Source organism: Agromyces capsici (assembly GCF_058349965.1).
This window is the reverse complement of record NZ_JBYRET010000002.1, coordinates 890479-917138: the sequence shown is the minus strand read 5'-3', so window position 1 is coordinate 917138 and position 26660 is coordinate 890479. Positions and strand designations below refer to the sequence as shown.

Annotated in this window: 20 protein-coding genes and 2 tRNA genes; 18 read left to right on the top strand and 4 right to left on the bottom strand. The window is 70.0% G+C overall.

Features of this window, described 5'->3' with window-relative positions; all coding sequences use genetic code 11:
• Positions 1 to 55: 55 nt before the first annotated feature.
• Together AC3RKB_RS18010 and AC3RKB_RS18005 are read left to right on the top strand one after the other, a co-directional pair.
• Positions 56 to 718 carry a DsbA family oxidoreductase gene (locus tag AC3RKB_RS18010; protein ID WP_491437688.1) on the top strand — a complete coding sequence of 221 codons (663 nt, stop codon included), beginning with the start codon at positions 56 to 58 and terminating at the stop codon, positions 716 to 718.
• On the top strand, positions 715 to 840 hold the full coding sequence (locus AC3RKB_RS18005; protein WP_491437686.1) for a hypothetical protein: 126 nt from the start codon (positions 715 to 717) through the stop codon (positions 838 to 840). The genes AC3RKB_RS18010 and AC3RKB_RS18005 overlap by 4 nt, the downstream gene beginning before the upstream one ends.
• A 415-nt stretch (positions 841 to 1255) precedes the next feature.
• Here the strand turns inward: AC3RKB_RS18005 and AC3RKB_RS18000 are convergent, their stop codons facing one another.
• Entirely contained in the window at positions 1256 to 1741 is a 486-nt protein-coding gene (locus AC3RKB_RS18000) for an aminoacyl-tRNA deacylase (protein ID WP_491437685.1), read from the bottom strand.
• Positions 1742 to 1835: 94 nt separating this feature from the next.
• Here AC3RKB_RS18000 and dusB point away from each other — a divergent pair, with 94 nt between their 5' ends.
• The 12 genes from dusB to AC3RKB_RS17940 all read left to right on the top strand — a co-directional run bounded on the left by dusB (position 1836) and on the right by AC3RKB_RS17940 (position 15265).
• Positions 1836 to 3008, top strand: coding sequence for a tRNA dihydrouridine synthase DusB (gene dusB / locus AC3RKB_RS17995; protein ID WP_491437684.1), 1173 nt, complete (start codon positions 1836 to 1838; stop codon positions 3006 to 3008).
• A 4-nt stretch (positions 3009 to 3012) separates the two neighbouring features.
• Positions 3013 to 4272: a deoxyguanosinetriphosphate triphosphohydrolase gene (locus tag AC3RKB_RS17990; RefSeq protein ID WP_491437683.1), complete on the top strand. Its 1260-nt coding sequence runs from the start codon at positions 3013 to 3015 to the stop codon at positions 4270 to 4272.
• Positions 4273 to 4344: 72 nt separating this feature from the next.
• A complete protein-coding gene (gene dnaG / locus AC3RKB_RS17985; protein ID WP_491437681.1) occupies positions 4345 to 6300 on the top strand; it encodes a DNA primase in 1956 nt (651 codons plus the stop codon).
• Between the two features lie 188 nt (positions 6301 to 6488).
• Positions 6489 to 8123 (top strand): ABC transporter substrate-binding protein, encoded by a 1635-nt coding sequence (locus AC3RKB_RS17980; protein WP_491437679.1) that lies wholly within the window; start codon positions 6489 to 6491, stop codon positions 8121 to 8123.
• Positions 8124 to 8209: 86 nt separating this feature from the next.
• Positions 8210 to 9301, top strand: a complete 1092-nt coding sequence (locus tag AC3RKB_RS17975) for an ABC transporter permease (protein ID WP_491437678.1) — start codon at positions 8210 to 8212, stop codon at positions 9299 to 9301.
• Between the two features lies 1 nt (position 9302).
• Complete coding sequence (locus tag AC3RKB_RS17970) at positions 9303 to 10382, top strand: ABC transporter permease (protein WP_491437677.1); 1080 nt, start codon at positions 9303 to 9305, stop codon at positions 10380 to 10382.
• Positions 10379 to 12070, top strand: a complete 1692-nt coding sequence (locus tag AC3RKB_RS17965; RefSeq protein WP_491437676.1) for an ABC transporter ATP-binding protein — start codon at positions 10379 to 10381, stop codon at positions 12068 to 12070. The genes AC3RKB_RS17970 and AC3RKB_RS17965 overlap by 4 nt, the downstream gene beginning before the upstream one ends.
• Before the next feature lie 32 nt (positions 12071 to 12102).
• Complete coding sequence (locus AC3RKB_RS17960; RefSeq protein WP_491437674.1) at positions 12103 to 12933, top strand: ABC transporter ATP-binding protein; 831 nt, start codon at positions 12103 to 12105, stop codon at positions 12931 to 12933.
• Positions 12930 to 13994, top strand: a complete 1065-nt coding sequence (locus AC3RKB_RS17955) for a D-isomer specific 2-hydroxyacid dehydrogenase family protein (protein WP_491437672.1) — start codon at positions 12930 to 12932, stop codon at positions 13992 to 13994. The genes AC3RKB_RS17960 and AC3RKB_RS17955 overlap by 4 nt, the downstream gene beginning before the upstream one ends.
• An 89-nt stretch (positions 13995 to 14083) precedes the next feature.
• Positions 14084 to 14156 (top strand) — tRNA-Asn (locus tag AC3RKB_RS17950).
• Between the two features lie 75 nt (positions 14157 to 14231).
• Complete coding sequence (locus AC3RKB_RS17945; RefSeq protein ID WP_491437884.1) at positions 14232 to 14963, top strand: AzlC family ABC transporter permease; 732 nt, start codon at positions 14232 to 14234, stop codon at positions 14961 to 14963.
• The gene (locus AC3RKB_RS17940) at positions 14960 to 15265 is read left to right on the top strand and encodes an AzlD domain-containing protein (protein WP_491437671.1); all 306 of its coding nucleotides are present in this window, start codon (positions 14960 to 14962) and stop codon (positions 15263 to 15265) included. The genes AC3RKB_RS17945 and AC3RKB_RS17940 overlap by 4 nt, the downstream gene beginning before the upstream one ends.
• Before the next feature lie 36 nt (positions 15266 to 15301).
• Here the strand turns inward: AC3RKB_RS17940 and def are convergent, their stop codons facing one another.
• Positions 15302 to 15868: a peptide deformylase gene (gene def, locus AC3RKB_RS17935; RefSeq protein ID WP_491437670.1), complete on the bottom strand. Its 567-nt coding sequence runs from the start codon at positions 15866 to 15868 to the stop codon at positions 15302 to 15304.
• 41 nt (positions 15869 to 15909) lie between these two features.
• On the opposite strand from def, the gene AC3RKB_RS17930 reads away from it, so the two are divergent.
• The 3 genes from AC3RKB_RS17930 (at position 15910) to AC3RKB_RS17920 (ending at position 18313) form a co-directional block, all read left to right on the top strand.
• A complete protein-coding gene (locus AC3RKB_RS17930; RefSeq protein WP_491437669.1) occupies positions 15910 to 16827 on the top strand; it encodes a DMT family transporter in 918 nt (305 codons plus the stop codon).
• A 160-nt stretch (positions 16828 to 16987) separates the two neighbouring features.
• Entirely contained in the window at positions 16988 to 18229 is a 1242-nt protein-coding gene (locus tag AC3RKB_RS17925) for a glycosyltransferase (protein WP_491437667.1), read from the top strand.
• Positions 18230 to 18239: 10 nt separating this feature from the next.
• Positions 18240 to 18313, top strand: a tRNA-Ile gene (locus AC3RKB_RS17920).
• A gap of 191 nt (positions 18314 to 18504) precedes the next feature.
• Here AC3RKB_RS17920 and AC3RKB_RS17915 read toward each other — a convergent pair.
• Positions 18505 to 19254 carry a hypothetical protein gene (locus AC3RKB_RS17915; protein ID WP_491437665.1) on the bottom strand — a complete coding sequence of 250 codons (750 nt, stop codon included), beginning with the start codon at positions 19252 to 19254 and terminating at the stop codon, positions 18505 to 18507.
• Positions 19255 to 19406: 152 nt separating this feature from the next.
• On the opposite strand from AC3RKB_RS17915, the gene AC3RKB_RS17910 reads away from it, so the two are divergent.
• Positions 19407 to 22772 (top strand): nSTAND1 domain-containing NTPase, encoded by a 3366-nt coding sequence (locus tag AC3RKB_RS17910; RefSeq protein ID WP_491437664.1) that lies wholly within the window; start codon positions 19407 to 19409, stop codon positions 22770 to 22772.
• Positions 22773 to 23445: 673 nt separating this feature from the next.
• Here the strand turns inward: AC3RKB_RS17910 and AC3RKB_RS17905 are convergent.
• Positions 23446 to 26652 carry an Ig-like domain-containing protein gene (locus AC3RKB_RS17905; RefSeq protein ID WP_491437663.1) on the bottom strand — a complete coding sequence of 1069 codons (3207 nt, stop codon included), beginning with the start codon at positions 26650 to 26652 and terminating at the stop codon, positions 23446 to 23448.
• Positions 26653 to 26660: the final 8 nt, after the last annotated feature.

Genomic DNA, 26660 nt, shown 5'->3' with positions numbered 1-26660 from the left:
CCCGACGCGTGCGTCGTCGGGAATACGTCGGCGGTTCCATTGGTTCGCATACGACGTGACGTCCCCCATCAAGATCGACATCTGGTCCGACATCGCGTGCCCGTGGTGCTACATCGGCAAGCGCCACCTCGAAGGCGGCATCGCCGCGCTCGGCGCCGACGCGCCCGAGGTCGAGATCGAGTACCACTCGTTCGAGCTCGCGCCCGACACGCCCGTCGACTTCGAGGGGAGCGAGGTCGACTTCCTGGCGGGTCACAAGGGCCTGCCGACCGAGCGCGTGCAGCAGATGCTGGAGCACGTGACCGACGTCGCCGCGAACGCCGGGCTCGACTACGACTTCGACGCGCTGCAGCACACCAAGACGCTGAAGGCGCACGAGTTGCTGCACTTCGCCAAGGAGCAGGGCCGCCAGCTGGAGCTGTCGGAGCGGCTGTTCCGGGCGTACTTCACCGAGGGACGCCATGTCGGACGCATCGACGAGCTCGTCTCGCTCGCCGCCGAGGTGGGGCTCGACGCCGACGCCGCGCGCGAGGCGCTCGAGTCGGGCCGCTACGGCGCCGCCGTGCAGGCCGACATCGCGCAGGCCGGTGCCTACGGCATCCAGGGCGTGCCGTTCTTCGTGTTCGAGGGCAAGTACGGCATCTCGGGGGCGCAGCCCGCAGAGGTCTTCGCGAACGTGCTCACGCAGGTCGCCGGCGAGCAGGAGCAGGTGGCATGACCACGCCGGAGCGCGTGCCGGATGCCGCGCCGTCGCCGCCCGCGTTCACGATGATCCAAGGCGATCCGAACGCCCTCGTCTGCGAGGGCGACGCCTGCGTCCTTCCCTCGTCGATCGGGTAGAGGCGCAATCCGGCCTCAGCGACCGGGTCCACAGCGCGTCCTCACCCGAGGAACCGCCGTGCCCTCGACATCAGGGCCGGCGATCGTTGCGGAACTGCACGCCTCCTGAATCGAAGGACGCGACGGCCCCCAACGGAGGTGGCGGCCGCCGAAGTCGGAACTCCTGAATCGAAGGACATGACGATCGGCACGGACGGGCTGCTCCCGAAGGTGCAGGGTCGGCCCCATGTGTCCTGGGGCTCGCGAGGAGCGTCCTTGGATTCAGGAGTTCCGGAGCGAGGGTCGATTCCGAGACACGCCGTGTCGGCCGAGCCGATGAATGCGTCCGCCGCATGCGCAGATCGTGTGCCCGCGGTCAGGCGGGAGGCCGCGGGGTGAGCGGATCACGCCGGGCAGCGCTGACGCGCGAACCCCGCTACTCCGGGTCGCTGATGTCGGCGACGGTGGCGTCGAGCGCGCGCACGAGCGCGTCGGCGTCGACGAAGAGGCTGCGGCCGTGCTCGCCTGCGCCCATCGAGACGCGTCGGCCCGGGATCGTGGCGTCGACGACGACGGGCCATTCGTGCGCCGATCCGAGCGGGGTGATGGTGCCGCGCTCGTAGCCGGTCGCGGCGAGGGCCAGCGCGGCATCCGGCAGCTGCAGCTTGTTGACCGAGAGCAGCGCACGCAGCTTCGGCCAGCTGATCTTGCGGCCGCCCGGCACGAGCGCGAAGACGTAGGTGTCGTCGCTCCGCTTCACGACGAGCGACTTGACGATGTCGCCGGGCTCGATGCCGAGCAACGCGGCGGCCTCCTCGAGGCTGCGCGCAGCGGGGCGCTCGATCACGTCGATCTCGAGCCCGCGCGCCGAGGCGTCGGCCTCGACCCGCTCGACCCCGGTGAGTCCCTCGAACCGCGCCATCCCGTCCTCCCCAACCTCCGACCTGCCCGAATCCTATGCGCCCCTGCGGCGGGCTCGGGCGGATTCCCGTCTGGGTCTGGGAGAATCGAGAGCGATGCCAACGACCACCACGCCCGCCCGCCCGCTCACGATCGGCGGCCTCGAACTCGAGGTGCCGGTCGTGCTCGCACCCATGGCGGGCATCACCAACACCGCGTTCCGGCGGCTGTGCCGCGAGTTCGGCGCCGGACTGTACGTCAGCGAGATGATCACCAGCCGCGCGCTCGTCGAGCGCACGCCCGAGTCGATGCGGCTCATCACGCACCACGAGTCGGAGACGCCCCGGTCGATCCAGCTGTACGGCGTCGACCCCAAGACGGTGTCCGAGGCCGTCACGATGCTCGTCGCCGAAGACCGTGCCGACCACATCGACCTCAACTTCGGCTGCCCCGTGCCCAAGGTCACGCGCAAGGGCGGGGGAGCGGCGCTGCCCTGGAAGTCGGGGCTGTTCCGCGACATCGTCGAGGGCGCCGTGAAGGCCGCCGGCGATGTGCCGCTCACGATCAAGATGCGCAAGGGCATCGACGCCGACCACCTCACCTACCTCGAGGCCGGTCGCATCGCCGAGGGCGCGGGCGTCGCGTCGATCGCCCTGCACGCGCGCACGGCCGCCGAGTTCTACTCCGGGCATGCCGACTGGTCGGCGATCGCCAGGTTGAAAGAGGCCGTGACGAGCGTGCCCGTGCTCGGCAACGGCGACATCTGGTCGGCCGACGACGCGCTGCGCATGGTCGACGAGACCGGATGCGACGGGGTCGTCGTGGGCCGCGGCTGCCTCGGCCGTCCGTGGCTGTTCGGCGACCTCGCGGCGGCGTTCCGCGGCGACCCTGCGACGGGCTCGGGGCTCACCAAGGCCGAGCCGTCGCTCGGCGACGTCGCCCGCACGTTCCGCCGGCACGCCGAGCTGCTCACCGAGTTCTTCGACAGCGAGGAACGCGGATGCCGCGACATCCGCAAGCACGTCGCCTGGTACTTCAAGGGCTACCCGGTGGGCGGCGACCTGCGGGCACGGCTCGCGACCGTCGAGTCGCTGGCCCAACTCGACGACCTGCTCGGCACCCTCGACTGGTCGATGCCGTATCCGGGCGAAGGTGCCGAGGGTCCGCGCGGCCGCGCGGGCACGCCCAAGAACCCGTCCCTTCCCGACGGGTGGCTCGAGTCGCAGGAGCTCGCCGGACACGATCGCACCACGCTCGTCGACGCCGAACTCGACACGAGCGGCGGCTGAGCGCGTGCGCGACCGACTCTTCGGCGGCTACCACGAGGCCGACGCCGAACGCTTCCTGCCCGAGCAGCACGAGAACCGGCGCCGCAGCGACTTCGCACGCGACCGCGCACGCCTGCTGCACTCGAGCGCGCTCCGGCGCCTCGCCGCGAAGACGCAGGTGCTCAGCCCGACGTCGGGGCTCGACTTCGCGCGAAACCGACTCACGCACTCACTCGAGGTCGCGCAGGTCGGGCGCGAGCTCGCGAGCAGCATCGGCCTCGACCCCGACGTCGTCGACACCGCGTGCCTCGCGCACGACCTCGGGCATCCGCCGTTCGGGCACAACGGCGAGCGGGCGCTGAATACCTGGGCCGCCGGCATCGGCGGGTTCGAGGGCAACGCGCAGACCCTGCGGATCCTCACCCGGCTCGAACCGAAGGTCTTCTCGCCCGAGGGTCGCTCGCTGGGGCTCAACCTCACGCGCGCGAGCCTCGACGCCAGCTGCAAGTACCCCTGGCCAGAGGCGTCCGGCGTGGGCGACCCGAGCGGGCGCAACAAGTTCGGCTTCTACGCCGACGACCTCGACGTGTTCGCGTGGATGCGGCGCGGCGCGCCCGAACGGCGGCTCTGCATCGAGGCGCAGGTCATGGACCTCTCCGACGACATCGCCTACTCGGTGCACGACTTCGAGGATGCGATCGTCGGCGGCTACATCGACGTCGCCGCCCTCGGGCGGCGCGTCGACCACGACGAGCTCGTCTCGTCGATGTACGAGTGGATCGGCGGTGCGATCGGCCACGACGAGCTCATCGCCGCGTTCGACCGGCTCGACTCGCTCGACGTGTGGATCTCGTCGTGGACCGGCAGCCGTCGCGACCAGGCCGCGCTGAAGAACCTCACGAGCCAGCTCATCGGCCGGTTCGCGCACGCCGCGACCGAGGCGACGCGCGCCCACCACCCCGTCGCGAGCCTCATCCGGTTCGACGCCGACGTCGTCGTGCCGCGCGACGTGCAGGCCGAGATCGCCGTGCTGAAGGGCATCGTGGCGGCCTTCGTGATGTCGAGGAACACCCGGCAGCCGATCTACAGCCAGCAGCGGGAGGTGCTCGCGACGCTCGCCGACGCGCTCCTCGAGACCGGCGCGACGCACCTCGACGCCGGCTTCGCCGAGGACTGGCGGGCGGCCGCCGACGACGCGGGGCGCAAGCGCGTCGTCGTCGACCAGGTCGCGAGCCTCACCGACCAGTCGGCGCTGGCCTGGCACGAACGACTGGTGCAGCGGTGACGGGCGCGACCGTGACGCGCGCGACGAGCGCGACGGGCCGCGTCGCGCCATCCGCGGAATAGGATGAGGACCATGCCGGGCCGAATTCGACAGAGCGATGTCGACGAGGTCAAGGCCCGCACCAACATCGCCGACATCATCGGCGAGCACGTCTCGCTGAAGTCGGCCGGCGTCGGCTCGCTCAAGGGGCTCTGCCCCTTCCACGACGAGCGCAGCCCGAGCTTCCACGTCACCCCGCAGCGTGGCTTCTACCACTGCTTCGGTTGCGGCGAATCGGGCGACGCCTACACGTTCCTGCAGCGCATCGACCACGTCTCGTTCACCGAGGCCGTCGAGCGCCTCGCCGGCCGGATCGGGTACGAGCTCCACTACGAGGACGGCGGACCGGCCGCCGACCACGGCAACCGCGCCCGGCTGCTCGCGGCCAACCAGGCGGCCGCCGAGTTCTTCGTCGAACGGCTCACCTCGCCCGAGGCCGAGGTCGGCCGGCGGTTCCTCGGCGAGCGCGGCTTCGACGCCGCCGCCGCGGCGCACTTCGGCGTCGGCTTCGCCCCCAAGAGCTGGGACGCGCTCACCGACCACCTGAGGGCGCGCGGGTTCACCGCCGAGGAGCTCGCGGCGGCCGGACTCGTCTCGCAGGGCGATCGCGGCGTCTACGACCGGTTCCGCGGTCGGCTCATCTGGCCGATCCGCGACGTCACCGGGCAGACCGTGGGTTTCGGCGCCCGGAAGCTGCTCGACGACGACTCGGGCCCCAAGTACCTCAACACCCCCGAGACCGCGGTCTACCACAAGGCCCAGGTGCTCTACGGGCTCGACATCGCCAAGCGCGACATCGCGCGCACCCACCGGGTCGTGGTCGTCGAGGGGTACACCGACGTGATGGCCTGCCACCTCGCCGGGGTCACGACCGCGATCGCGACGTGCGGCACGTCGTTCGGCGTCGACCACATCAAGGTGCTCCGGCGGGTGCTCGGCGACGACTCGGGCGTGGGCGAGGTCGTCTTCACGTTCGACGGCGATGCGGCCGGGCAGAAGGCCGCGATGCGCGCGTTCGCCGAGGAGCGGCGGTTCGCGGCGCAGACCTTCGTCGCGGTCGCACCCGACGGGCTCGACCCGTGCGACCTGCGCCTGGCGCGCGGCGACGGGGCGGTGCGTTCGCTCGTCGAGTCGAAGACCCCGATGTTCGAGTTCGTGATCCGCCACACGCTGTCGCGCTTCGACCTCGAGACCGTCGAGGGCCGCGTCGCCGCACTGCGAGCCACCGCGCCGATCGTGGCCGACCTCCGCGACCCCGCGCTCCGGCCCGGGTACACGCGTGAGCTCGCCCGCATGCTCGGGATGGAGCTCGCCGAGGTGACGCGCGCGGTGCGCAGCGCCGGGGCGCGCGAGCGAGCCGGGGACGCGCCGCCGCAGCGCGGCGCAGACGGCGATCGGGAGCGGGCGGGCGAGGCGCGCGGCGTCCGCCGCGATGACCGCCCGGCGCCCGGCGGCCGTGACGGCGGGGGAGCGGCCGTACCACCCGGCGATCCGCGCGAGGGCGGCGCCGTGCCATCCGACCGGCCGTTCTCGATCGTGCACCTGCCGAACGACCCGGCGACGCGACTCGAACGCGACGCGCTCCAGGCGATCATGCAGTACCCGGATGCCGCGTCGCCCGACTTGCTCACCAAGGCGCTGGAGTCGCGGTTCGACAACCCCACGCTGGCCGTGGTCATGAACGGCATCATCTCGGCCCTCGACGACGAGCGACGGCTGACGGTCGAGGACGTGATCGCGCAGGTGCCCGCCCCGTACGCGCTGCTCGTCGGCCAGCTTGCGACCGCGCCGATCCCGTTCGGCCGGGCCGACGAGATCGGCCGCTACGTCGACGCCCTGATGAAATCGGTCATCGATCGCGAGCTCCTGCGGCAGAAGGCCGAACTGCGGAGCCGTCAGATGCGGGTGGAGCAGGGGTCCGAGCTCTGGCGGACGCTGAGCCGGGCGATCGTCGACATCGACACGGAGCGCGTGCAGCTGCAGGACTGACCCCAGGAGCCGAGTACCGCTCGGGTCCGTCGTGCGCAGATGAGCGCAACGTTGCAGATCGGTCACATTCGCGCCTCCTTGACCGTCCGGCCCCGAATGGGGGAGGCCGCGTGTGCTACGCCTGAGAGATACACGATCGCGATGCGGCGACCCCGCGCGCGATCTCCGACAGGAAGAGGTAGACGGATATGGCATCCGCATCCATGCACCGCGGGCGCGGCATCGCTCTCGCCGCGGGCTTCTCGGCCGCGGCACTCGTGCTCGCCGGCTGCGCCGCCGGCGGCGGCGACGAGGACTCGGCCGGCGCAGACACGCTCACGATCGGCACGACCGAGCAGATCACGGCGCTCGACCCCGCCGGCTCGTACGACAACGGCTCGTTCGCGGTGATGAACCAGGTGTACCCGTTCCTCATGAACACCCCGTACGGCAGCCCCGACGTCGAGCCCGACATCGCGGAGTCGGCCGAGTTCACCTCCGACACCGAGTACACGGTCACCCTCAAGGAGGGCCTGACCTTCGCCAACGGCAACGAGCTCACCTCGTCCGACGTGAAGTTCACGTTCGACCGCCAGCTCGCGATCGCCGACCCGAACGGCCCGTCGTCGCTGCTCTACAACCTCGACAGCGTCGAGGCGCCCGACGACCTCACCGTGGTCTTCAAGCTCAAGTCGCCGAACGATCAGATCTTCCCGCAGATCCTCTCCAGCCCGGTGGGTCCCATCGTCGACGAGGACGTCTTCTCGCCCGACGAGCTCACCTCCGACGACGAGATCGTCGAGGGCGAGGCGTTCGCCGGCCAGTACACGATCACCAGCTACCGCTTCAACGAGCTGGTCTCCTACGAGGCGAACCCCGACTACGCCGGTATCCTCGGCGAGGCGAAGACCCCGACGGTCAACGTCAGCTACTACACCGACGCGTCGAACCTGAAGCTCGACGTGCAGGAGGGCAACGTCGACGTCGCGCACCGCACCCTCAGCGCGACCGACATCGAGGACCTCCGCGGCAACGACAACGTCAAGGTCATCGACGGCCCCGGCGGCGAGATCCGCTACCTCGTGTTCAACTTCAACACGATGCCGTTCGGTGCCGAGACCGCCGAGGCCGACGAGGCCAAGGCGCTCGCCGTCCGCCAGGCGATCGCGCACCTCATCGACCGCGACGCGATCTCGGAGGACGTGTACAAGGGCACCTTCACGCCGCTGTACTCGTACGTGCCCGAGGGCCTGACCGGCGCCAACGAGGCGCTCAAGGGCCTCTACGGCGACGGCAACGGTGCGCCCGACGCCGACAAGGCCGCCGAGGTGCTCGAGGCCGCCGGCGTCACGACGCCGCTGGACATCAGCATCCAGTACGTCGCCGAGCGCTACGGCCCGTCCTCGTCCGACGAGTACGCCATCATCAAGGACAACCTCGAGGCGAGCGGGCTCTTCACGGTCAACCTGCAGTCGACCGAGTGGGTCCAGTACTCCGAGGACCGCGTCGCCGACCTGTACCCGGCCTACCAGCTCGGCTGGTTCCCGGACTACTCGGACGCCGACAACTACCTCACGCCGTTCTTCCTCACGGAGAACTTCCTCGCGAACCACTACGACAACCCCGAGGTCAACGACCTCATCCTGCAGCAGGCCGTGACGGCCGACCCCGCCGAGCGCGAGGCGCTCATCGGCGAGATCCAGGACAAGGTCGCGGCCGACCTGTCCACGATCCCGTACATGCAGGGTGCGCAGATCGCGGTCGTCGGAGCCGACGTCGAGGGCGCCGAGGAGACGCTCGACGCGTCGTTCAAGTTCCGCTACGCGGCACTCTCGAAGGGCTGATGACGGACTAGAGTCGTTGAAGCTCGACGACGGGGGCGACCTGCTACCGCGGGTCGCCCCCGTTCCCCTGTACCCCTGAGGAATCCATGAGCACTGCTGACACCATCTCCACGGCGGAGGGTCCGGCCGCCGGCCGACCCAAGCCGAAATCCCAGGGAGGCGGCTTCGGCCGGTACCTCCTCATCCGCTTCCTGCTGATCTTCCCGACGATCTTCATCCTCGTCACCGTCGTGTTCTTCCTGGCGCGCACGACGGGCGACCCCATCACCGCCGCCCAGGGCGGCCGCCTCGGGCCCGAGCAGCTCGCCGAGCTCCGCGCCGCCGCCGGATACGACCGGCCGCTCATCATCCAGTACCTCGAGTACCTGGGCCAGCTCGCGACGGGGAACTTCGGGTCGACGATGACCTCGAACCGCCCCGTGATCGAGGTGCTGCTCACGTACGGCCCGGCGACTTTCGAGCTGGTGTTCTACTCCCTCATCGTCGCGTTCGCCGTCGGAATCCCGCTCGGCCTGCTCGCGGCGTACCACCGCGAGAAGGTGCAGGACGCGATCTTCCGGGTCCTCGCGATCGTCTGGTACGCCGTGCCGATCTTCTTCGCCGGCCTGCTGCTCAAGCTCGTGTTCGGCGTGTGGCTCGGATGGTTCCCGATCGCCGGTCGCGCGAGCGTCCGCTCCGAGATCGAGATGGAGTCGCTGCCGAACGCGACCGGGTTCTACACGATCGACGCGCTCCTCACCGGCGACCCCGAGGTGCTGCTGGACGTGCTCTCGCACGCGGTGCTGCCCGCGATCGCCTTGGGCCTGCTGACGGCAGGTGTCTTCCTCCGGCTCGTGCGCACGAACGTGATCGGCACCCTCGCGACCGACTACGTCGACGCGGCTCGCTCGCGGGGCGTCGCCGAGTCGCGGTTGCTGCGCAAGCACGCGTACCGGCCCGCCCTGATCCCGATCATCACCGTCATCGGCCTGCAGATCGCACTGCTGCTCGCGGGCGCCGTTCTCACCGAGACCACCTTCGAGTGGCGCGGGCTGGGCTTCATCCTCGCCGAGTTCCTCGAGTCGCGCGACTTCGTCGCCGTGCAGGGCATCGTGGTCCTGCTCGCCGTGATCGTCGCGCTGACCAACTTCATCGTCGACATCATCGCGGCGTTCATCGACCCGAGGGTGAGGTACTGACATGACCGCCGCAACCGTCGCAACCCAGGCTGCCCCGCGCCGCCGCTGGCGCGACCGCATCCCGGTCGTGCACCAGCTGCGCCAGAGCGTGGGCCTGCAGCGCGGCATGCTCGTCGCGGGCCTGCTCATCCTGCTGGTCTTCATCCTCTGCGCGGTCTTCGCACCGCTGCTGGCGCCGTACGGCTTCGCACAGCGCGCCGACGCCGAGGGCTCCTTCGGCACGCAGCAGCCGCCATCGGCCGAGCACTGGTTCGGCACGACCGTCGGCGGCTACGACGTGCTCTCCCGCGTGATCTGGGGTACGCAGACCGCCATCCTCGTGATCATCGTCGCGGTGCTGCTGTCGATCTTCATCGGCGTCGCCCTCGGCCTCTACTCCGGCTACTTCGGCGGATGGCTCGACCGCGTGCTCGTGGTGATCTGCGACGCGATCTACGCGTTCCCCTCGCTGCTGCTCGCGATCGTGCTCTCGATCGTGATCTCGCAGGGGCAGTCCAACCTGTGGGGCGGCGTGCTCGCGGCCGCGGGGTCGATCACCGTGGTGTTCATCCCGCAGTACTTCCGCGTGATCCGCGCCGAGACCGTGCGCATCAAGGCCGAGGCGTTCGTCGAGTCGGCCAAGGTGCTCGGCGCGTCGAACTCGCGGATCGTGTTCAAGCACGTGTTCCGGAACGCCACCCGCACGCTCCCGCTGATCATCACGCTGAACTCGTCCGAGGCGATCCTCACGCTCGCGGGGCTCGGATTCCTCGGCTTCGGCATCGAGCCGACCGCAGCAGCGGAGTGGGGCTACGACCTGAACAAGGCGCAGTCCGACGTGACGAGCGGCATCTGGTGGACGGCGATGTTCCCGGGGCTCGCGATCGTGTTCACGGTGCTCGGCATCACGCTCGTCGGCGAGAGCCTCAACGACCTCGCCGACCCGCGCCTGCGCGGTCGCCGCCGCGTCGCGCAGGCGGCGGGCGAGGTCGCGCAGACCTCGGTCGTGCCGGGCGGCACGCTCACGGCCGGACCGGGAGGACTTGCGGGCCTCGAGGACGGGGAGACATTCGGCGAGCAGGGGATCGAGGTCAAGCGATGAGCACGGTGGTCAACATCGAACGGCTCGGCGTGTCGTTCGCGACCGACGCCGGCGCCGTGAAGGCCGTCGACGACGTGAGCCTGTCGGTCGAGCGCGGCGAGGTGCTCGCCATCGTCGGCGAGTCCGGCAGCGGCAAGACCGTGACGGCCAAGACGATCCTCGGCCTCCTGCCGGAGACCGCGACGACCAGCGGCGCCGTGGTCCTCTCCAACCGGGCGGGCACCGCCGAGAACGACGTCGTCAGCCTCTCGGGCGACCGCCTCCGCGCCATCCGCGGAACCGATGTCGCCATGGTGTTCCAGGAACCGTCGACCGCGCTGAACCCGGTCTACACGGTGGGCTGGCAGATCATGGAGGGCCTGCTCGCGCACGGCAAGCTCTCGAACAAGGAGGCGCGCGCCAAGGCGATCGAGATCCTCGGCAAGGTCGGCATCCCCGACCCGGAGCATCGCATCGACCACTTCCCGCACCAGTTCTCGGGCGGGCAGAAGCAGCGCATCGTGATCGCGATGGCGCTCGTGCTCGAGCCGGGGCTCATCGTCGCCGACGAGCCGACGACGGCGCTCGACGTGACCGTGCAGGCCGAGATCCTCGACCTGCTCCGCCGCGTCCGCGACGAGTTCGGCACGGCGATCGTGCTGATCACGCACAACATGGGCGTCGTCGCCGACCTGGCCGACCGCGTCGCGGTCATGTACCAGGGTCGCGTGGTCGAGGAGGCCAGCGCCGCCGAGCTCTTCGCCTCGCCGAAGGACGACTACACCAAGTCCCTGCTCGCGGCCGTGCCGTACGTCGGTCACGGGGTCGCGCGCGCCGCCGAGCGTGCCGCGGCGCGACCGGCCGACTGGGCCCAGCAGGCGCCCGTGGTCGAGGCCCGGGGGCTCGAGATCGAGTATCCGGGACGCTTCGGACGCGCCGGGTTCCGCGCGGTCCAGGGTGTCGACCTCGTGATCCGGCCCGGCGAGGTGCTCGGCCTCGTCGGCGAGAGCGGATCGGGCAAGACCACGATCGGCCGCGCCATCGCGGGCCTCACGAGGGTGACCGGCGGATCGCTGAAGGTGCTCGGTCACGAGATGCTCGGCATCCGCGAGCGCGAGTTCCGGCCGTCGCGCAGCCGCATCGGCTTCGTCTTCCAGGACCCGGCGTCGAGCTTCAACCCGCTGCTCACGATCGCGGAGTGCGTCGCCGAGCCGCTCGTGATCCACGACCGCGCGGTCGACGCCCGCGACGCGCGCCCGCGCGTGAACGAGCTCCTGGAGGCGGTGCAGTTGCCCGCCGCGTACGGCGACCGGTATCCGCACGAGCTCTCGGGCGGCCAGCGGCAGCGCGCGAGCCTCGCGCGGGCCATCGCCCTGGAGCCTGAGCTGCTGATCGCCGACGAACCGACGTCGGCGCTCGACGTCTCGGTGCAGGCGCGCGTGCTCGAGCTCTTCGCCGAGCTGCAGCGCGACTTCGGCTTCGCCTGCCTGTTCATCAGCCACGACCTCGCGGTCGTCGACCTGCTCGCCGACCGCATCGCGGTGCTCTACCACGGACGTCTCGTGGAGGAGGGCACGGGTGCCGAGGTGCTCGGTGCGCCGACCGACCCGTACACCCAGCGGCTGCTCGCGTCGTTGCCCGTGCCCGACCCGGTCGCCCAGGCGGAGCGACGGGAGGAGCTGCGGCGCATCCGGGAGGCCGGCCGATGAACCGGGGCGCGACGCACGGCTACCCTGTGGTGGTGAGCGACCTGTCGGTCGAGTACCCCGCGCACGGCGCGAGCGCGGCGCATGTCGCGGTGCACGGCGTGAGCCTGCGGCTCGCGCCGGGCGAGGTGCTCGGACTGCTCGGTTCGGCGGGGAGCGGCAAGTCGACCCTGGCCCGGGTGCTCGCCGGCGTCGCGTTCGAGCCGTCGGGTCCCGGCGGCGAGGTGCGGCCCGTGATCACCGGCGGCGAGGCGCTCGTGCTGGGCACGCCCCTGCGCGGGGTCACCCGCCGACGGCTGAACGAACTGCGCTTCCACGTCGGCTACCTCGCGCAGGATGCCGCGGCGACCCTGCCGCCCGACCGCACCGTCTCCGAGATCATCGGCGAGCCCATCCTCGAACGCGACCACCGCTACAACACCAAGGCGCTCGCGACCCGGGTGGCGACGATGGTCGATGCGGTCCGGCTCCCGCTCGGCATGCTGCAGAAGTTCCCGTACGAGCTGAGCGGCGGCCAGCGGCAGCGCGTGGCGTTCGCGCGGGCGCTCGTGCTCGGGCCGAAGCTGCTCATCGCCGACGAGCCGACCGCGGGCATCGACCTGACCGTCCGCGACGCGGTCGCGCAGCTGATCGGCGAGCTGCGCGACGGCCACACCTTCTCGGCGATCGTCATCACGCACGACCTGCCGGTGCTGCGTCGCGTGGCCGACCGGGTAGCGGTGCTCGACCGGGGCGAGCTCGTCGCGATCGGCACCATGGACGACGTGCTCCACGACCCGTCGCACCCGTACGTGAAGGCGCTCGCGGGGGCGCTCGACGACGGCCATGCGGTCACCGACGAACTGATGCCGGAGCCGCCCGGGTGAGTGACGCGACCCCGTCGCGGCACCGTGCCGTCGACGGTGCGTCCGAGGTCGAGGCGCTCGACGGCGCAAGCGGCGTCAGCGGCATCGACGCGGTCGGCGGGCGAGCGGATGACGCGGCGCCGGCCGCGCGCCCGGAGGCCGGCCCGATCGCCATCGTGCCCGATACCGAGCCGCAGTTCGCCGCCGCGGTCGCGCGGGCCGGCGGAGAGGTCGCACCCCTGTCGGCGGAGACCCGCGGACTCGTCTGGACGAGTTCCGACGGCGAGGAGCGGCTCGACGCCCTGCTCGCCGCGCATCCGTCGATCTCGTGGGTGCAGCTGCCGTGGGCCGGCGTCGACGCGTTCGCCGGCCTGCTGGCCCGCCACCGCGGCGACGGACGTGTCTGGACGAGCGCGAAGGGCGCGTACGCGCAGCCCGTCGCCGAGCACGCGCTCATGCTGGCGCTCGCGGTGCTCCGCGAGCTCCCGTCGCGCGTGCGCGCGGGGGAGTGGCAGGCCGACGAGCGGGGCCGAAGCCTGTACGGCGCCGACGTGGTGATCGTGGGCGCCGGCGGAATCGCGGTCGAACTCCTCCGGCTCCTGGCGCCGTTCGGGGTGCGGGCGACGGTCGTCCGGCGATCGGATACCACGGTGCCGGGCGCCGCGCGCACGCTCACGACCGACCGGCTCGCCGAGGCCCTCGCGACGACCGAGGTCGTGTTCGTCGTCGCCGCGCTGACCGACGGGACGCGCGGGCTCATCGGCCGAGCCGAGCTCGCGATGCTGCCCGCGGGCGCCATCCTCGTGAACGTCGCGCGCGGCGCGCTCGTCGACACGGCGGCCCTCGTCGAGGCGCTCGAGTCGGGGCATCTGGGCGGGGCGGGCCTCGACGTCACGGATCCGGAGCCGCTGCCGCCGCGGCATCCGCTCTGGCATGCCCCGAACTGTATCGTCACGCCGCACGTCGCCGATACCGACGCGATGACGGTGCCGCTCTTCGCCGAACGCGTCGCCGTGAACACGGCGGCGTTCGTGGGCGGCACCCGGTTCGTCGGGCTCGTCGACCTCCACGTCGGGTACTGACGGCGGCCGCTGTGAGGCGCGGAGCTGAGCCCGGCTCGGATTGGGAGTCCGGCCCGCGCTTTGCTAGAGTGTCTACGCGCGATACGCGATCCTCCATAGCTCAATTGGCAGAGCAATCGGCTGTTAACCGATAGGTTCTTGGTTCGAGTCCAAGTGGGGGAGCTTCGAACCCCGGTCCTCCCACGAGGCCGGGGTTCTTCCGTTCCCGCCGCACGCCCGACGTCCGAGGAGGCCGCCCTGTCCGAGGACCGCGTCCCGCTCGAGGGCGCCGCTTCGGCGGAGGCCGCCGAGGTCCGGACCGCTCGCCGCGACGGGCTCGCGGTCGGGCTCGCGACGGCCGCGTACGGCATCTCGTTCGGGGCGCTCTCGGTCGCATCCGGGCTCGACCCCTGGCAGACGTGCTTCCTCAGCCTCATCATGTTCACGGGCGGGTCGCAGTTCGCGCTCGTCGGCGTGCTCGGCGCCGGCGGCGTCGCGGCGGGCGGATCGGCGATCGCCGCCGCCGCCCTGCTCGGCGTGCGCAACGTCGTCTACGGCATGCGGATGCGACCGGTCGTCGGCGAGCACGGGCTCGCCCACCGCATCGCGGCCGCCTGGCTCACGATCGACGAGTCCACCGCGGTCGCGCTGGCGCAGTCGTCCGAGCGTGCCGCGAGGGTGGGCTTCTGGGTCACCGGCATCGCGATCTTCGTCGGCTGGAACCTCACCACGCTCGCCGGCGCCCTGATCGGCGACGCACTCGGCGACACGCGCGCGTACGGCCTCGACGCGGCCGCCGCGGCCGCGTTCCTCGGGCTGCTCTGGCCGCGCCTGAAGAAGGTGCAGGCCGGCGCGACGGCGGTCGTCGCGGCCGTCGTCGCGACGATCGCCACGCCCGTGCTCACCCCGGGCGTTCCGGTGCTGGTCGCCGCGGTCGTCGCGGTGGTCATCGGATGGTTCGACCTCTTCCGCCGCCGGGAGGACCGATGACCCTCTGGCACGTGATCCTGCTCGCGAGCGCCGCGACGCTCGCCCTGAAGCTCGCCGGCCACCTCGTGCCGGCCGGCTTCCTCGAGCGCGAACGCCCCGCGCGGATCGCCGACCTGCTCACCGTCGCGCTGCTCGCCGCGCTGATCGCCGTGCAGACGCTCGCTGCGGGCCAGGCGCTCGTCGTCGACGCGCGCGTGCCCGCCGTGATCGTCGCCGCCGCCCTCTACGCGGTGCGCACGCCGTTCATCGTCGTCGTGGCGGTGGCGGCGCTCGTCGCCGCAGGCATCCGCTTCGTCGCCTGACCGGCACGAGAGCTCAGTGCGACGGATGTCGCGGCGTCAGCCCTCGAGCCGTTCGACGCCCGGTGTCCAACTCGAGCCGGGCCGGCCCCATCCGCGCTTCTTCGCGATCTTCTGAACGATGCGCTGGTCGTGGTCGTCGAGCCGGTCCATGTAGAGGATGCCGTCGAGGTGGTCGTACTCGTGCTGGAAGATGCGCGCGAGCCATCCCTCGGCGACGATCTCGTACGCCTCGCCCTCGAGGTCGGTCGCCCGCAGGATGGCACGCTCGGCCCGGCGCAGCGCGAACCGCTCGCCCGGGAACGACAGGCACCCCTCGGACTCGTCCTCATCATCGGGCATGCCGGGGATCGGCGGCGAGATCCACAACTCGGGATTGATCGCCACCCCGCGCCGCTCGACCTCCTCCTCGTCGGTCCATCCGTAGGTGAACACCCGGAGCGGGACCCCGACCTGCGGCGCGGCGAGGCCGACGCCGGGCGCGGCATCCATCGTCTCGAACATGTCGCGCACCAGGGTGCGGAGCTCGTCGTCGATGCGGTCGACCGGCGACGCCGGCGAGTGGAGCACGGGGTCGCCCGTGATTCGGATCGGGAGCACGGCCATTCGCCAAGGATATCGAGAGGGGATTGGGTAGGGTCGAGGTCGTGGATCCCGACCTCAACGAACTGACCGAGCTCATCCCGCTCGATCCCACACAGTTCATCGGGATCCCCCTGGCGCTGATCGGCGCAGTCTTCCTCTCGCTCGGCGCGCAGTTCCAGCACCGCGGCGTCGTCAAGGTCGAGGCGCAGACGGTCGACACGCTCGGCAAGGGTCTCAACGGCCGGCAGCTCGCGCTGCTGCTCGCGCGCCCCTCGTGGGTGCTCGGCACGCTCATGCTCGGGCTCGCCATCGTGTTCCAGCTCTCGAGCCTCTACTTCGCCCCGATCATCGTCGTGCAGCCGCTCGGGGCGCTCGCGCTCGTGATCACGTCGATCCTGAACTCCCGCATCAACCACGTCGAGCTGAAGCGCAAGTCGATCATCGCCATCGTCATGTGCGTCGGGGGCGTGCTGCTGTTCGTCGGCGTGGCCGCGTTCACCGCCGTGGACCGTCCGGTGACGGCCCGCCAGCTCGTGATCATCCTCGTCGTGCTCGCCGTCGTGCTCGCGGTCGCGGCGGTGACGTTCGCACTGTTCCGTCGCCGCATCCGCGCCCTCTTCTACGTGATCATGGCCGGCGTGCTCTACGGCTTCGTCGCGACGCTCGCGAAGGTGGTCCTGGGGCGGCTCCAGCAGGGCGAGTTCGAATGGCTCACGTTCACGTGCGTGCTCGCGCTGATCCTCGCCACGGCACTCGGGGCCTACTTCGTGCAGAACGCCTACGCCAGTGGTCCGCCCGACCTCGTGATCGCCGGCCTCACGGTGGTCGACCCGATGGTCGCGGTGCTCATCGGCATCATCGTCCTCGGCGAGGCGTCGCAGGCGCCGATGTGGGCCAACATCGTGTTCGCCGTGTCGGGTGCGATCGCCGTCTGGGGGGTATTCCTGCTCGCGAGGAACCACCCGCAGACGAGGCTCTGAACCGGGGCGCATCGCGCGTTCGGGCCCGCCGCCGCACCATCCACAGACCCTTCGGATGGGGCTCTCGTAGACTATGTTCGGAGAAACCCGCCCCTTCGGCCTCGCCACATCCCGGCGAGGGCCTGCCATCCGTTCCACGAACAGCGAGGTACAGCACCACGTGTCCGACTCACCGCGCGTGTCCGCCGACGACGACACCGAGCGACCGCTCCGTATCCTGATCGGTGCCGACACGTTCGCGCCCGACGTCAACGGCGCCGCTCGATTCGCCGAGCGCCTCGCGGCCGGGCTCGTCGAGCGAGGCCACGAGGTCCACGTCATGGCGCCCGCCGCGAGCCGCAAGCATGGCACGTGGAAGGAAGTGCACGAGGGCCAGGAGCTGACGGCGCACCGGCTCTACAGCTGGCGCTGGTACCCGCACGACTGGCTGCGGTTCGCGCTGCCGTGGCGGATCAAGCAGAACTCCGCCCGCGTGATCGACCAGGTCCGGCCCGACGTGGTGCACTTCCAGTCCCACTTCGTCGTGGGGCGAGGGCTCTCGGTCGAAGCGCAGAAGCGCGGCATCCGCATCATCGGAACGAACCACATGATGCCCGAGAACATGCTCGAGTTCTCGCTCATCCCGAACGCCTGGCGCGAGTGGGCGGTCGGACTCGCGTGGAAGGCCGCGCGTCGGAGCTTCGTCAGGGCCGAGTCGGTCACGACGCCGACGCGACGCGCCGCCGACTTCCTCGAGCGGGCCACCGGCCTGCGCGGCGTCCACGCGATCTCGTGCGGCATCGATGCGCACAAGTACTCGCCGAACTGGGAACCCCGCACCGAGAACCGGATCCTCTTCGTCGGGCGCGTGACTGGCGAGAAGCACATCGACGTGCTGCTGCGCGCGGTCACGCTGCTGCCGTACGAACTCGACGTGAAGGTCGAGATCGTCGGCGGCGGCGACCAGAAGCGCAACCTCGAGCACCTCGCGGCCGAGCTCGGCATCGCCGACCGCGTGACCTTCACGGGCTACGTCACCGACGAGGAGCTGCGTGAGGCGTACCACCGCGCCTCGGTACTCGCCATGCCCTCGATCGCCGAACTCCAGAGCATCGTGACCATGGAGGCCATGGCCTCGGCGCTGCCGGTCGTGGCGGCCAACGCGATGGCGCTGCCGCACCTGGTGCACGACGGCGAGAACGGCTACCTATTCGCGCCGGGCAGCCCCGACGACCTCGCGGTCAAGCTCCGCCAGGTGCTCGAGGCCTCGCCCGAGGACTACCGCGTGCTGAAGGAGGGGTCGCTGCGGCTCATCGCCGCGCACGACATCCAGCGCACCATCACGACGTTCGAGAATCTGTATCGTGGGAAGTCGGTGACCGACCCGGTCACCGACATCGCGCCGGCCGCACTCCCCGAGTGATCCGGCGCGCGGGGCGGTAGCTCAGCCGGTCAGAGCAGTGGACTCATAATCCATCGGTCACGGGTTCAAGTCCCGTCCGCCCTACCTCAGGCCTGATCTGGGATTTCTTGCGCCATCACGGTCATTGCGGCATGGGTATGTGCCTTCGAACGGAGTTCGTCCGTGCTCGCGCGCGAGCTCCGGCACACCCTCCTCGGACCTCCAGTTTCGTGAGAAGCCGACAGGGCCGGCGTTCATCCAGCCACGGGCTCGCGCGGCGCAGAACGGGCTGGCCGTCACTCGTCGGGTCCGACGAACACGATGGAGTCGAAGATGGCGCGCGCCTCCTCGATCAGCGCGGGATCGATTGATTCGTGGGATTGGCTCACCGAGATCACAGCGCGCTCGCCGTTCAGGTCGACCACTAGGTAGGTTTCGCGCTCGCCTGCATTTGAGTACTGGCGCCCGGTGCAGTCCTGTGCCTGATCCGAGTAGATGCATATTTTGCCGATGTCGCAGTCGGTGATGTCGACGTCGCTCTCGACGGCGTGGTCGAACTCGAAGCCGGAGTAGTCGCCCACCACAACCTCGACGGGAGGGGTGCTTACCGTTGACGCCTGTGCCGTCATCGCATCGACGAACGCCTCTGCGGTCGGATCGATCTGGACGAGCGCGCCCTTCCAGGCGCATGCGTCCGTCGGGACATCGGTGACTGGGTCGGGGTAGAACCACAGGAAGGCATTCCACTCATCCGGTAGATCCGGGTCGTCCCTGCCCAGTTCCCGGCCGTTGTAGGTCCTCCAGCCGTCTGGGACGGTGATCTCGAAGGGCAGCGGGTAGCCGGTCACGAGGTATGTGCCGGCGTCGAGGACGCCGCGCTCCGGGAACGGTGCGATCGTGTCGGCCTCCGTGGTCGATGCGGGGGACGGCGGTTCGGTCGCGGTGCACGCGGCGAGGCCGACGCACGCCAGTAACGCGACGGCGACACCCGCCAGCTGCGAGCGAGTCGAGTGAGCGGAGCGGGTTCGCGGAGTTGAAGTCCACATGTCACGTCCTTTCCTTCGATCCATACAGCGCCCTGGCTGCTCGATCAGTGAAGGACTGACGTGTATCAGCGGGATAACGGCGCCTATCGGGTGTGTATCGGTCCGATATCAGCCGTCTTGACGGATGTCGGAGCCGGGCGCACAGTGGCCCCATGGAGGTTCGCGTTCTTGGAGCGCTGACGCTCGATGACGGTGGGATTGCACTGGCTCCGCGCGATCGTGCGGTGATGGCAGCGCTCACGATCCGCCTGGGTGCGCCATTGTCGGCGGCGTCCCTCGCGGCGGCGCTGTGGGGTGGTAACCCGCCCCCGTCCTGGTCGCATGTCGTTCCAGGGTGCATCATGCGGTTGCGGCGGCTTATCGCGCCGGCCCAGATCGAAACCACGCCGCACGGGTACCGACTGGTCCCGGAACACGTCGAGGTCGACGCGGAGCGGTTCGAACGACTCGTCGAGCGGGGTACGCAGCAGTTGGAGCTGGGTGAACCCGATCGCGCCGCGCACACGTTCTCGGAGGCGCTCGCGCTGTGGCGGGGCGAGCCGTTCGTCGAGCTCCCCGACTGGGAACCGGCTCAGATCGCGGCGGGTCGCCTGGAGGAGGTGCGACTCGGCGTTGAGGAACTGCTCCTGGACGCACGGCTGCAGGCGGGTGAGGTGCAGGAGGTGGCCGCGCTGTCGCGCGCCCGCGTCGCCGAGGCACCGCTGCGCGAGCGGCGTTGGGTTGTGCTGAGCGTTGCGCAATACCGATCGGGTCGGCAGGCGGATGCGCTCGACACCGTGCGCCGCGCCCGGGGGCTGCTCGCCGCCGAGCTCGGTTTAGATCCCTGCATCGAGCTCGCCGAACTGGAGCAGGCGATCCTCCGGCAGGATCCCTCGCTGCTGTCGGAGCGGGTGTTCCGGGCGGCTAGCCCTGAGTGTCCGTACTTCGGCCTGCCGCCCGCGGGCGCCGGCGACGCCGAGCGGTACTTCGGTCGCGAGCAAGAGTTGGCCGGAGCTATTCGGGCGCTCGACGAGCACGGTGTTCTCCTCGTCGCCGGATCATCGGGCGTCGGCAAGTCCTCATTCGTTCGAGCAGGGATCGGTGCGCACTACATCGCGCAAGGCAGGGAGGTCGCCATCGTCACGCCCGGCGAGCACCCGATCGATGCCCTTCGCAACATCGATCTCACCGCCGGAGCGTCACTGCTCATCGTCGATCAATGCGAGCAGGCGTTCGCCGCAGACGATCCCGCCGAGATCCGGGAGTTCTTCGACGCCCTGTCGCAGATGGCCTTCCGCGGCATCCTCGTCGTCGCGATCCGGGCCGACCGCCTCGGAGACCTCGCCGATCACCGAGGATTCGCCCAGATCATCCAGTCGCACCTGCTCATGCTCACCGCGCTCAGCCCCGACGGACTCCGAACCGTGATCGAAGAGCCCGCAGAGCAAGCCGGGCTCATCCTGGAGCCGGGCCTCGTGGAGATCCTGGTCCGCGACGCCGATGGGCGGGCCCTTCCACTGCTGTCCCACGCCCTGCGTCAGGTGTGGTCACGTCGTGAGGGCCGCGTTCTGACCGTCGAGGCGTATCGGGCATCCGGTGAGATCGACGGTGCCGTCGCGAAGACCGCCGAAGAGGTCTACGCGACGCTCTCGGAGGGGGGCGTACGCCTGCTGCGCGACATCCTCCTCCGTCTCGTCGAAACATCCCCGGACGGCGCGGTGATCTCGCGCCGCGTCGAGCGCACCCGGATCGCGATCGACAACGCCCACGCGAAGATCATCGACCGGCTGGCCGATGCACGCCTGCTCACTACCGATGAAGAGTCCGTACAGCTGTCGCACGAAGCGCTCGCACGTGAATGGCCACGGCTGAAGGAATGGCTCGCCGACGATGTCGAGGGCCAACGCATCATGCGGCACCTCGGCTCCGCCGCCGCCGCTTGGGACGCGATGGGACGACCGGACAGTGAGCTCTATCGCGGCAGCCGGCTCACCACCGCCGAACACTGGCGGGATGCGGTCGATCCCGCACTCACTGCGGTCGAGCGCGAGTTCCTGGACTCCGCTGCGGCGAATGAGACCGCAGGACTGGCCGCCGCGGAACGACAACTGCGCAAAGAGCGCCGGATGGTGCGCCGACTGTCCTGGGTGTCGGCGGGCGCCGCTGGTCTCGCGATCGTCGCTGTCACGGCCGGCATCCTCGCGGGGCTCCAGGCGAATCTCGCCGCGACGGCCGCTGAGGCACGGCACGTCGCCGCACGCGCGCTCGACGAGCCCGACCTCGACCGCGCACTCCTGCTCGCCGTGGAGGCCACCCGGCTCTGGGACAGCTCCGAGACACGTCTCAACCTCGTACGCGTCATCTCCCGCGCACCCCGCCTGACGAGCATCATCCACATACCCGAAGACGAGGTGGCCGCCTTGAGCATGTCACTCTCGGAGGACGGGACCCGAGCATCCGTGATCGACAGCGACCAGGGTGTGCGCCTGTTCGATCTCGACGACCGCACGCAGCTCGGTGAGTACTCGCCGCCGGGCGAGATCGTGGACCCCGGCAGGATCGTTGTGACCTCGGCGATCGACCCCGTCACTGGGGCGGTCGTGTTCAGCAAGATATCCGACCCTGTCCTGCGAACGGGAAGGCTCGATCTCGCAGACGCCGGCCGATCGCGGGTGACCACCTACGAGGGGGTGGATCGGACGGCCGCAGACGTCGAGTTCTCGGTCGACGGATCCCTATTTGCAGCGGTTGCGCCGACAGGGCAGACCGGTGGCGTCGCCCTCTGGTGGGGCGCCAAGGGGAACCTGACCGGGCCGGTTTTCCTGGACCTGGACGTGAGGTTCCCCGATCCTCCGTCCGGGCAGGTCTTCACCTTCAGTGCCGTGAAGTTCTCTCCGGACGGCTCGCGGATGTATGTCAGCGGATCCAGAACGACACTTGTTCTTGAGACGGCAACGGGCGAAGAGCTCCATCGGATCCCCGGCAACGGAATTCTCGCCATCAGTCCGGATGGCAGCCGGATCGCGGTCCGAGATGGCGCACGCGCCGTTCGGATCGTGGATCCCTCCGGGGTCGCAGCCCCCATCACCGTCTCGCTGTCATCCTTTCCGTGGGCGGCCGACTTCGACCCCGACAGCCCTCAACTCGCCATCGCAGGTGCAGGGGTCGTGGTGGCCAGCACCAGGACCGGCGAGATCACCGAGACACTCGTCGGTCATGACGGCTGGGTCAGCGCGGCCGAATTTCGACCGAACGGCGAGTTGGTCACGGCCGGAATCGACGGTGCGATCATCACATGGAATCTCGGGGACTGGTCGGCGGACCTTCCCGGCAGTGTTGTCCAACGGCACCAAATGGGGATCGAACCCAATGAGCGCACCGTCAAGCTCAAGGAGACCCTCGGGGGTTGGCAGCATGTCGTCGCCGAGCCGGCGGCATGGGAGGAACACGCCTGTCGGATCGCGGGACGGGTACTGACCGAGGAGGAGTGGGCGGAGCTCCTGGGGGCTCGGCCGTACGCCCCCGCATGCGGGGAATGAGCGCGCGGCTGTAGCTTGAAGACGCCCTAGGCTCGCGTGGCTCGCGCCGGCGTATCCGGAGGCGGACTTGCGCGCGAAGGCGAGTTCTCCGCCAAACCTACCTGGGGTAGGTCGCCCGCGGTCGGGAGCTCGACAGAGACGGCGAGCGCCATGCCGGCGGTATGTGCCAACGCTCGGCAGCCGCGGATATCAGCGTGATTCCGCGAACCTCAAGGCAAAGGTCGGTTCGACAGGCTCAACACGGCTCATCCCTTACAGATGGAGGAGAAGTGTCACCACCAACGACCCCGGAAGCGTCACCGATGTCCTGATACAGAAACGTCACCGATGTCCTGAGACATCACAACCCGGTCGATGACTTGATCCGCGCACGTTTATCCAGCACTTTTGACCCGAGACGTCTCGAGTACTGTCGAGGCCAACGGGTAGCATCGAGAACCAACAACCGCGATCCCGGCAAGGAACTCCTGATCACGTCAAGATTGTTCGAGCTATCCCGGCTCATGCCGAGACGGCGGCTACGGCCCGCGTAGTTCCATCGGTCACGGGTCCAAGTCCCGTCCGCCCTACCTCGAAGCTGTACGACTTCGGTTGATGCTGGACATCTGGTCGTCGGATGACGCGCGAAGCCGTGGTCTTCGACCTCCCAGCGTCTGTGGACGGCCGCCCGGCCTCACGTGAATTCGAGCTCGAGATTTGCTGCCTCGGTGAAGAGCCGGGTGGTCTGCTCGATCGTGATCGGGCGCTGTGTGCGCCCGCGATCAATGAGCGTATCGCCATGATTGCCGATCGCGATGCCGGTGTCCGCGGTGAGCTCGAGGACGGTGAGCGGAGCCATTGGCCTGACGAGTCCTGCAAGCGTGAACTCGTTGCCGGTCAGAACCGCGTGTTGTGCGAGCACGAGGCTGCCGGCGCCGTCGAAGACATTGTCGGTCACGAGGAATGACTCGTACACCGTGGTCAACTGCTCGCGACGGTCCGCAACCGCGAACGGATGCAGAACATCGAGGATCCCGAATGAGAGACGCAACCGGCCGAAGCGATTGCCGCTCAGGTGCACCGTGCCGGCGAGGCCGCCGAATCGCCCGCCTCCCTTGAGCAGGCCGGCCAATCGCTCGCGCTCGTCCGCGTTGAGCGGTTCCCCGCCCGCCAGTCCGTAGAAGCTGATGTTGCCGGAGATCTCGTTGTCGCGGACGACGATCTCGGCCGTCGTCGTCGAGCTCGGATCGGCCATCTGCCGCTGCTGCTCGTCGCCCGAGCCGATCTCGAGCGCCACCAGATCCGACTGCGCCGCCAGGAGTGCGGCCAGCTTCCTGATGTCGTCACCGAGTTTCGCCGGCGGTCGCTCGGCTGCGAGGCTGGCTGCGAGCTGCTCGAGTCCGACGAGGAACCCTGCTGCGAGCCTTCGCCGCCCGTCCCGTGCGCGTTCGAGCATGTTGGCGACGCCGGAGCGCCGCTCATCCGGGTCCATGTCCGCGAGGTCCGGCGTGATCGCCCGGACGATGTGGTCGAAGTCAGGCTCGTCGAGCCGCTCCCAGATCGCCTCGAGTGGCGCCAGGTCGGCGAACAGATCACGCAGTCGCTCGCCGCCCCCGGCCGGCCGCGCCTCGATGACATTGCGTGCGACGTGAACGCGGGCGGAATCGTGGATCCGGATGAGTCCCTGTTCCTCCGCACCCCCGCGCACCCGGACGTTCTCGACGCGAGTCTCCGAGACTCCTCGGGTGTGGATCACCGCGTGTCGGCCGAGCGTGATGTCGAGGTCGAGCAGGCGGAAGGATCCCCATCCGTCGATCAGCATGCCCTCGGGGATCCGGAGGCGAGTCAGGCGCCCGCAGCCTTTGACCGAGAGGTGGAACGGGGGGCCTCCGCGGTCTGGCACGCGAAGGTCCAGGCCGCTGCTCTCGTGGTCCCCTGGCATCAGGCAGATGCAGAGGTCGCGCTCGCCACGCTTGAGGAGCGCCCGGATCGCCTCCTCGATGGTGGCGAAGTCCCCGCCGGGTCCGACGCAGACGCAACAGCTCGCGCCCGCTGCCGCATCGGCGTCGATCGTGGCGTGGAAGCGGACGACCTGGTGCTGGACCGGCGTTCCGCCGGCGTCGAGGAGGTGCGCCTCGGTGGTCTGCGCCGGAATCCCCGGATCGAGTCGCCAGGTGCAGGTCGCCAGCCCGTTCGCGTCGGTCACCGCCTCGGGCGGCGTCTGCTGCCCCTGGCCCGTGAACGCGACCCGCGCGCCGGCCACCGGATGCGACCCGTTCGTGACGCGCAGGGTGAGGGGTGCCGGCAACCGGGGGAACCCCGGCGCCTGCGGGCGTGCCTCCTGGCCGTCGCCGCCGACGTACAGCAGGGTGGTCAGTTCGGTGACGGGCGGGAAGAGCTTCCGACAGTCGCCGATCACGCGAAGCGTCCGCACGCCCGCAGCTTCGGAGACCTGGACGACCGCGAGCGGACAGAAGTGGTGCCGGACTCCGAAGGGCGGCAGCGCGGCCGCTGCGGCGGCGTCCTGCGGCCATTCGATGTTGCCGGATTTCGCGTCGATGACCGCTGCTCGGGCCGGGAAGTGCCAATAGTCGCCGCTCACGTACGCACCGGCGATGAAGCGGACCTGGATGCCGTTCTCCACGTGGATCCATCCGCTGCCGTCGGGCTGGAACGCGATGGCCCGTGCGCCGTCCCATCGACGCAGCTGGGGATGGCGGTCCGGTTCGACTCCGTTCGCGGCCTGGGCGAGGGGCTCGGCCGCGGTGCGCAGCGTCACGACGAGCCGGTCGGTGTCGATGGCCTCGATCTGGCGGAGCTGCCGCGTGCGGTGTTCGAGCTCGATCGCTTCGTCGGTGAGCTCGACCCACTGGCCGGGAGCGAACCCGAGGACGTCGTCGGGCCCGAGATCATCGACCGTGACCTCGAGTCCGTCGATCCTGCTGATGCCGGTGACCACCGAGCCGTTCTCGCGCGAGATGACGACACTCGCCTCGGCGGTGCGGAGCTCCGCCGTCTCACCGTCCTCGAGCACCGGCAGTCGGGCGGTGAGGGTGACGACGGAGCCGGCGACCTCCGCGACCTGTGCGAAGGTCGCCTCCATCGGGTCGGACGCACCGGTGCGCACGACCTCGACGACGTCGCCGACGGCCAGGGAGCCGGCGTCGGCCGCGGACAGCTCGACCTGGTTCACGGTTCCGGCCGGGAAGTCCAGCACCGGCAGCACTGCCGCCGCCGTCAGGTCGAGGGCCGGCCCGGGGGAGAGGACCTCCACCCGGTAGAGCTGGTTCTCGAGGCCGGTGTACCCGGCGAGCGGGGGCACGAGGCATGGTGTGGTCGAGGCGGTCTCCGGCTCGGCGCGTGCGGCCATCGCCCCGGTCGTGACGGGCGGCGCCGGAAGGTCGTCCGCGCACGTCCAGTCGACGGGGACCGCGCGGTGCCGCGCCTGCCAGACGGTCTGCTCCCGTACGGCGGTGGTCGGTCCGCCCAAGGCGGCCTCGCGGATGGCGGGATCGTCGATCGCGGTGATCAGCCGGTGCCACGCGTCGAGGACGATCGCGTATCGACCCGGCGGCGGCGGCCACTCGACGTCCTCCATGCAGCGGTCGGGCTGGCGGGTGAAGTCGACGACCTCCTCGTTGACGACGAGCTTGCCCGCGACGTAGTAGCGACCCGCCGACAGCTCGAGTCGCACGCCGGCGGCGGAGACCTCGAATCCGGCCGAACCCAGCGGCCCCCCGCACCCGCCGATGAGGTCGGCGGCCGCGCGCTCGTGCGCGTGCGAGAGGATCCGGTGCTCCTCCTCCAGGTCGGCGTCGGTGAGGAGCCGTCCCTGCTGCTGGAGCACGGCGCTGTAGTGCTTCCGCGGGTCGTGGGTGCGACGGCTGAAATCGCCCTTCATTCGTGGCT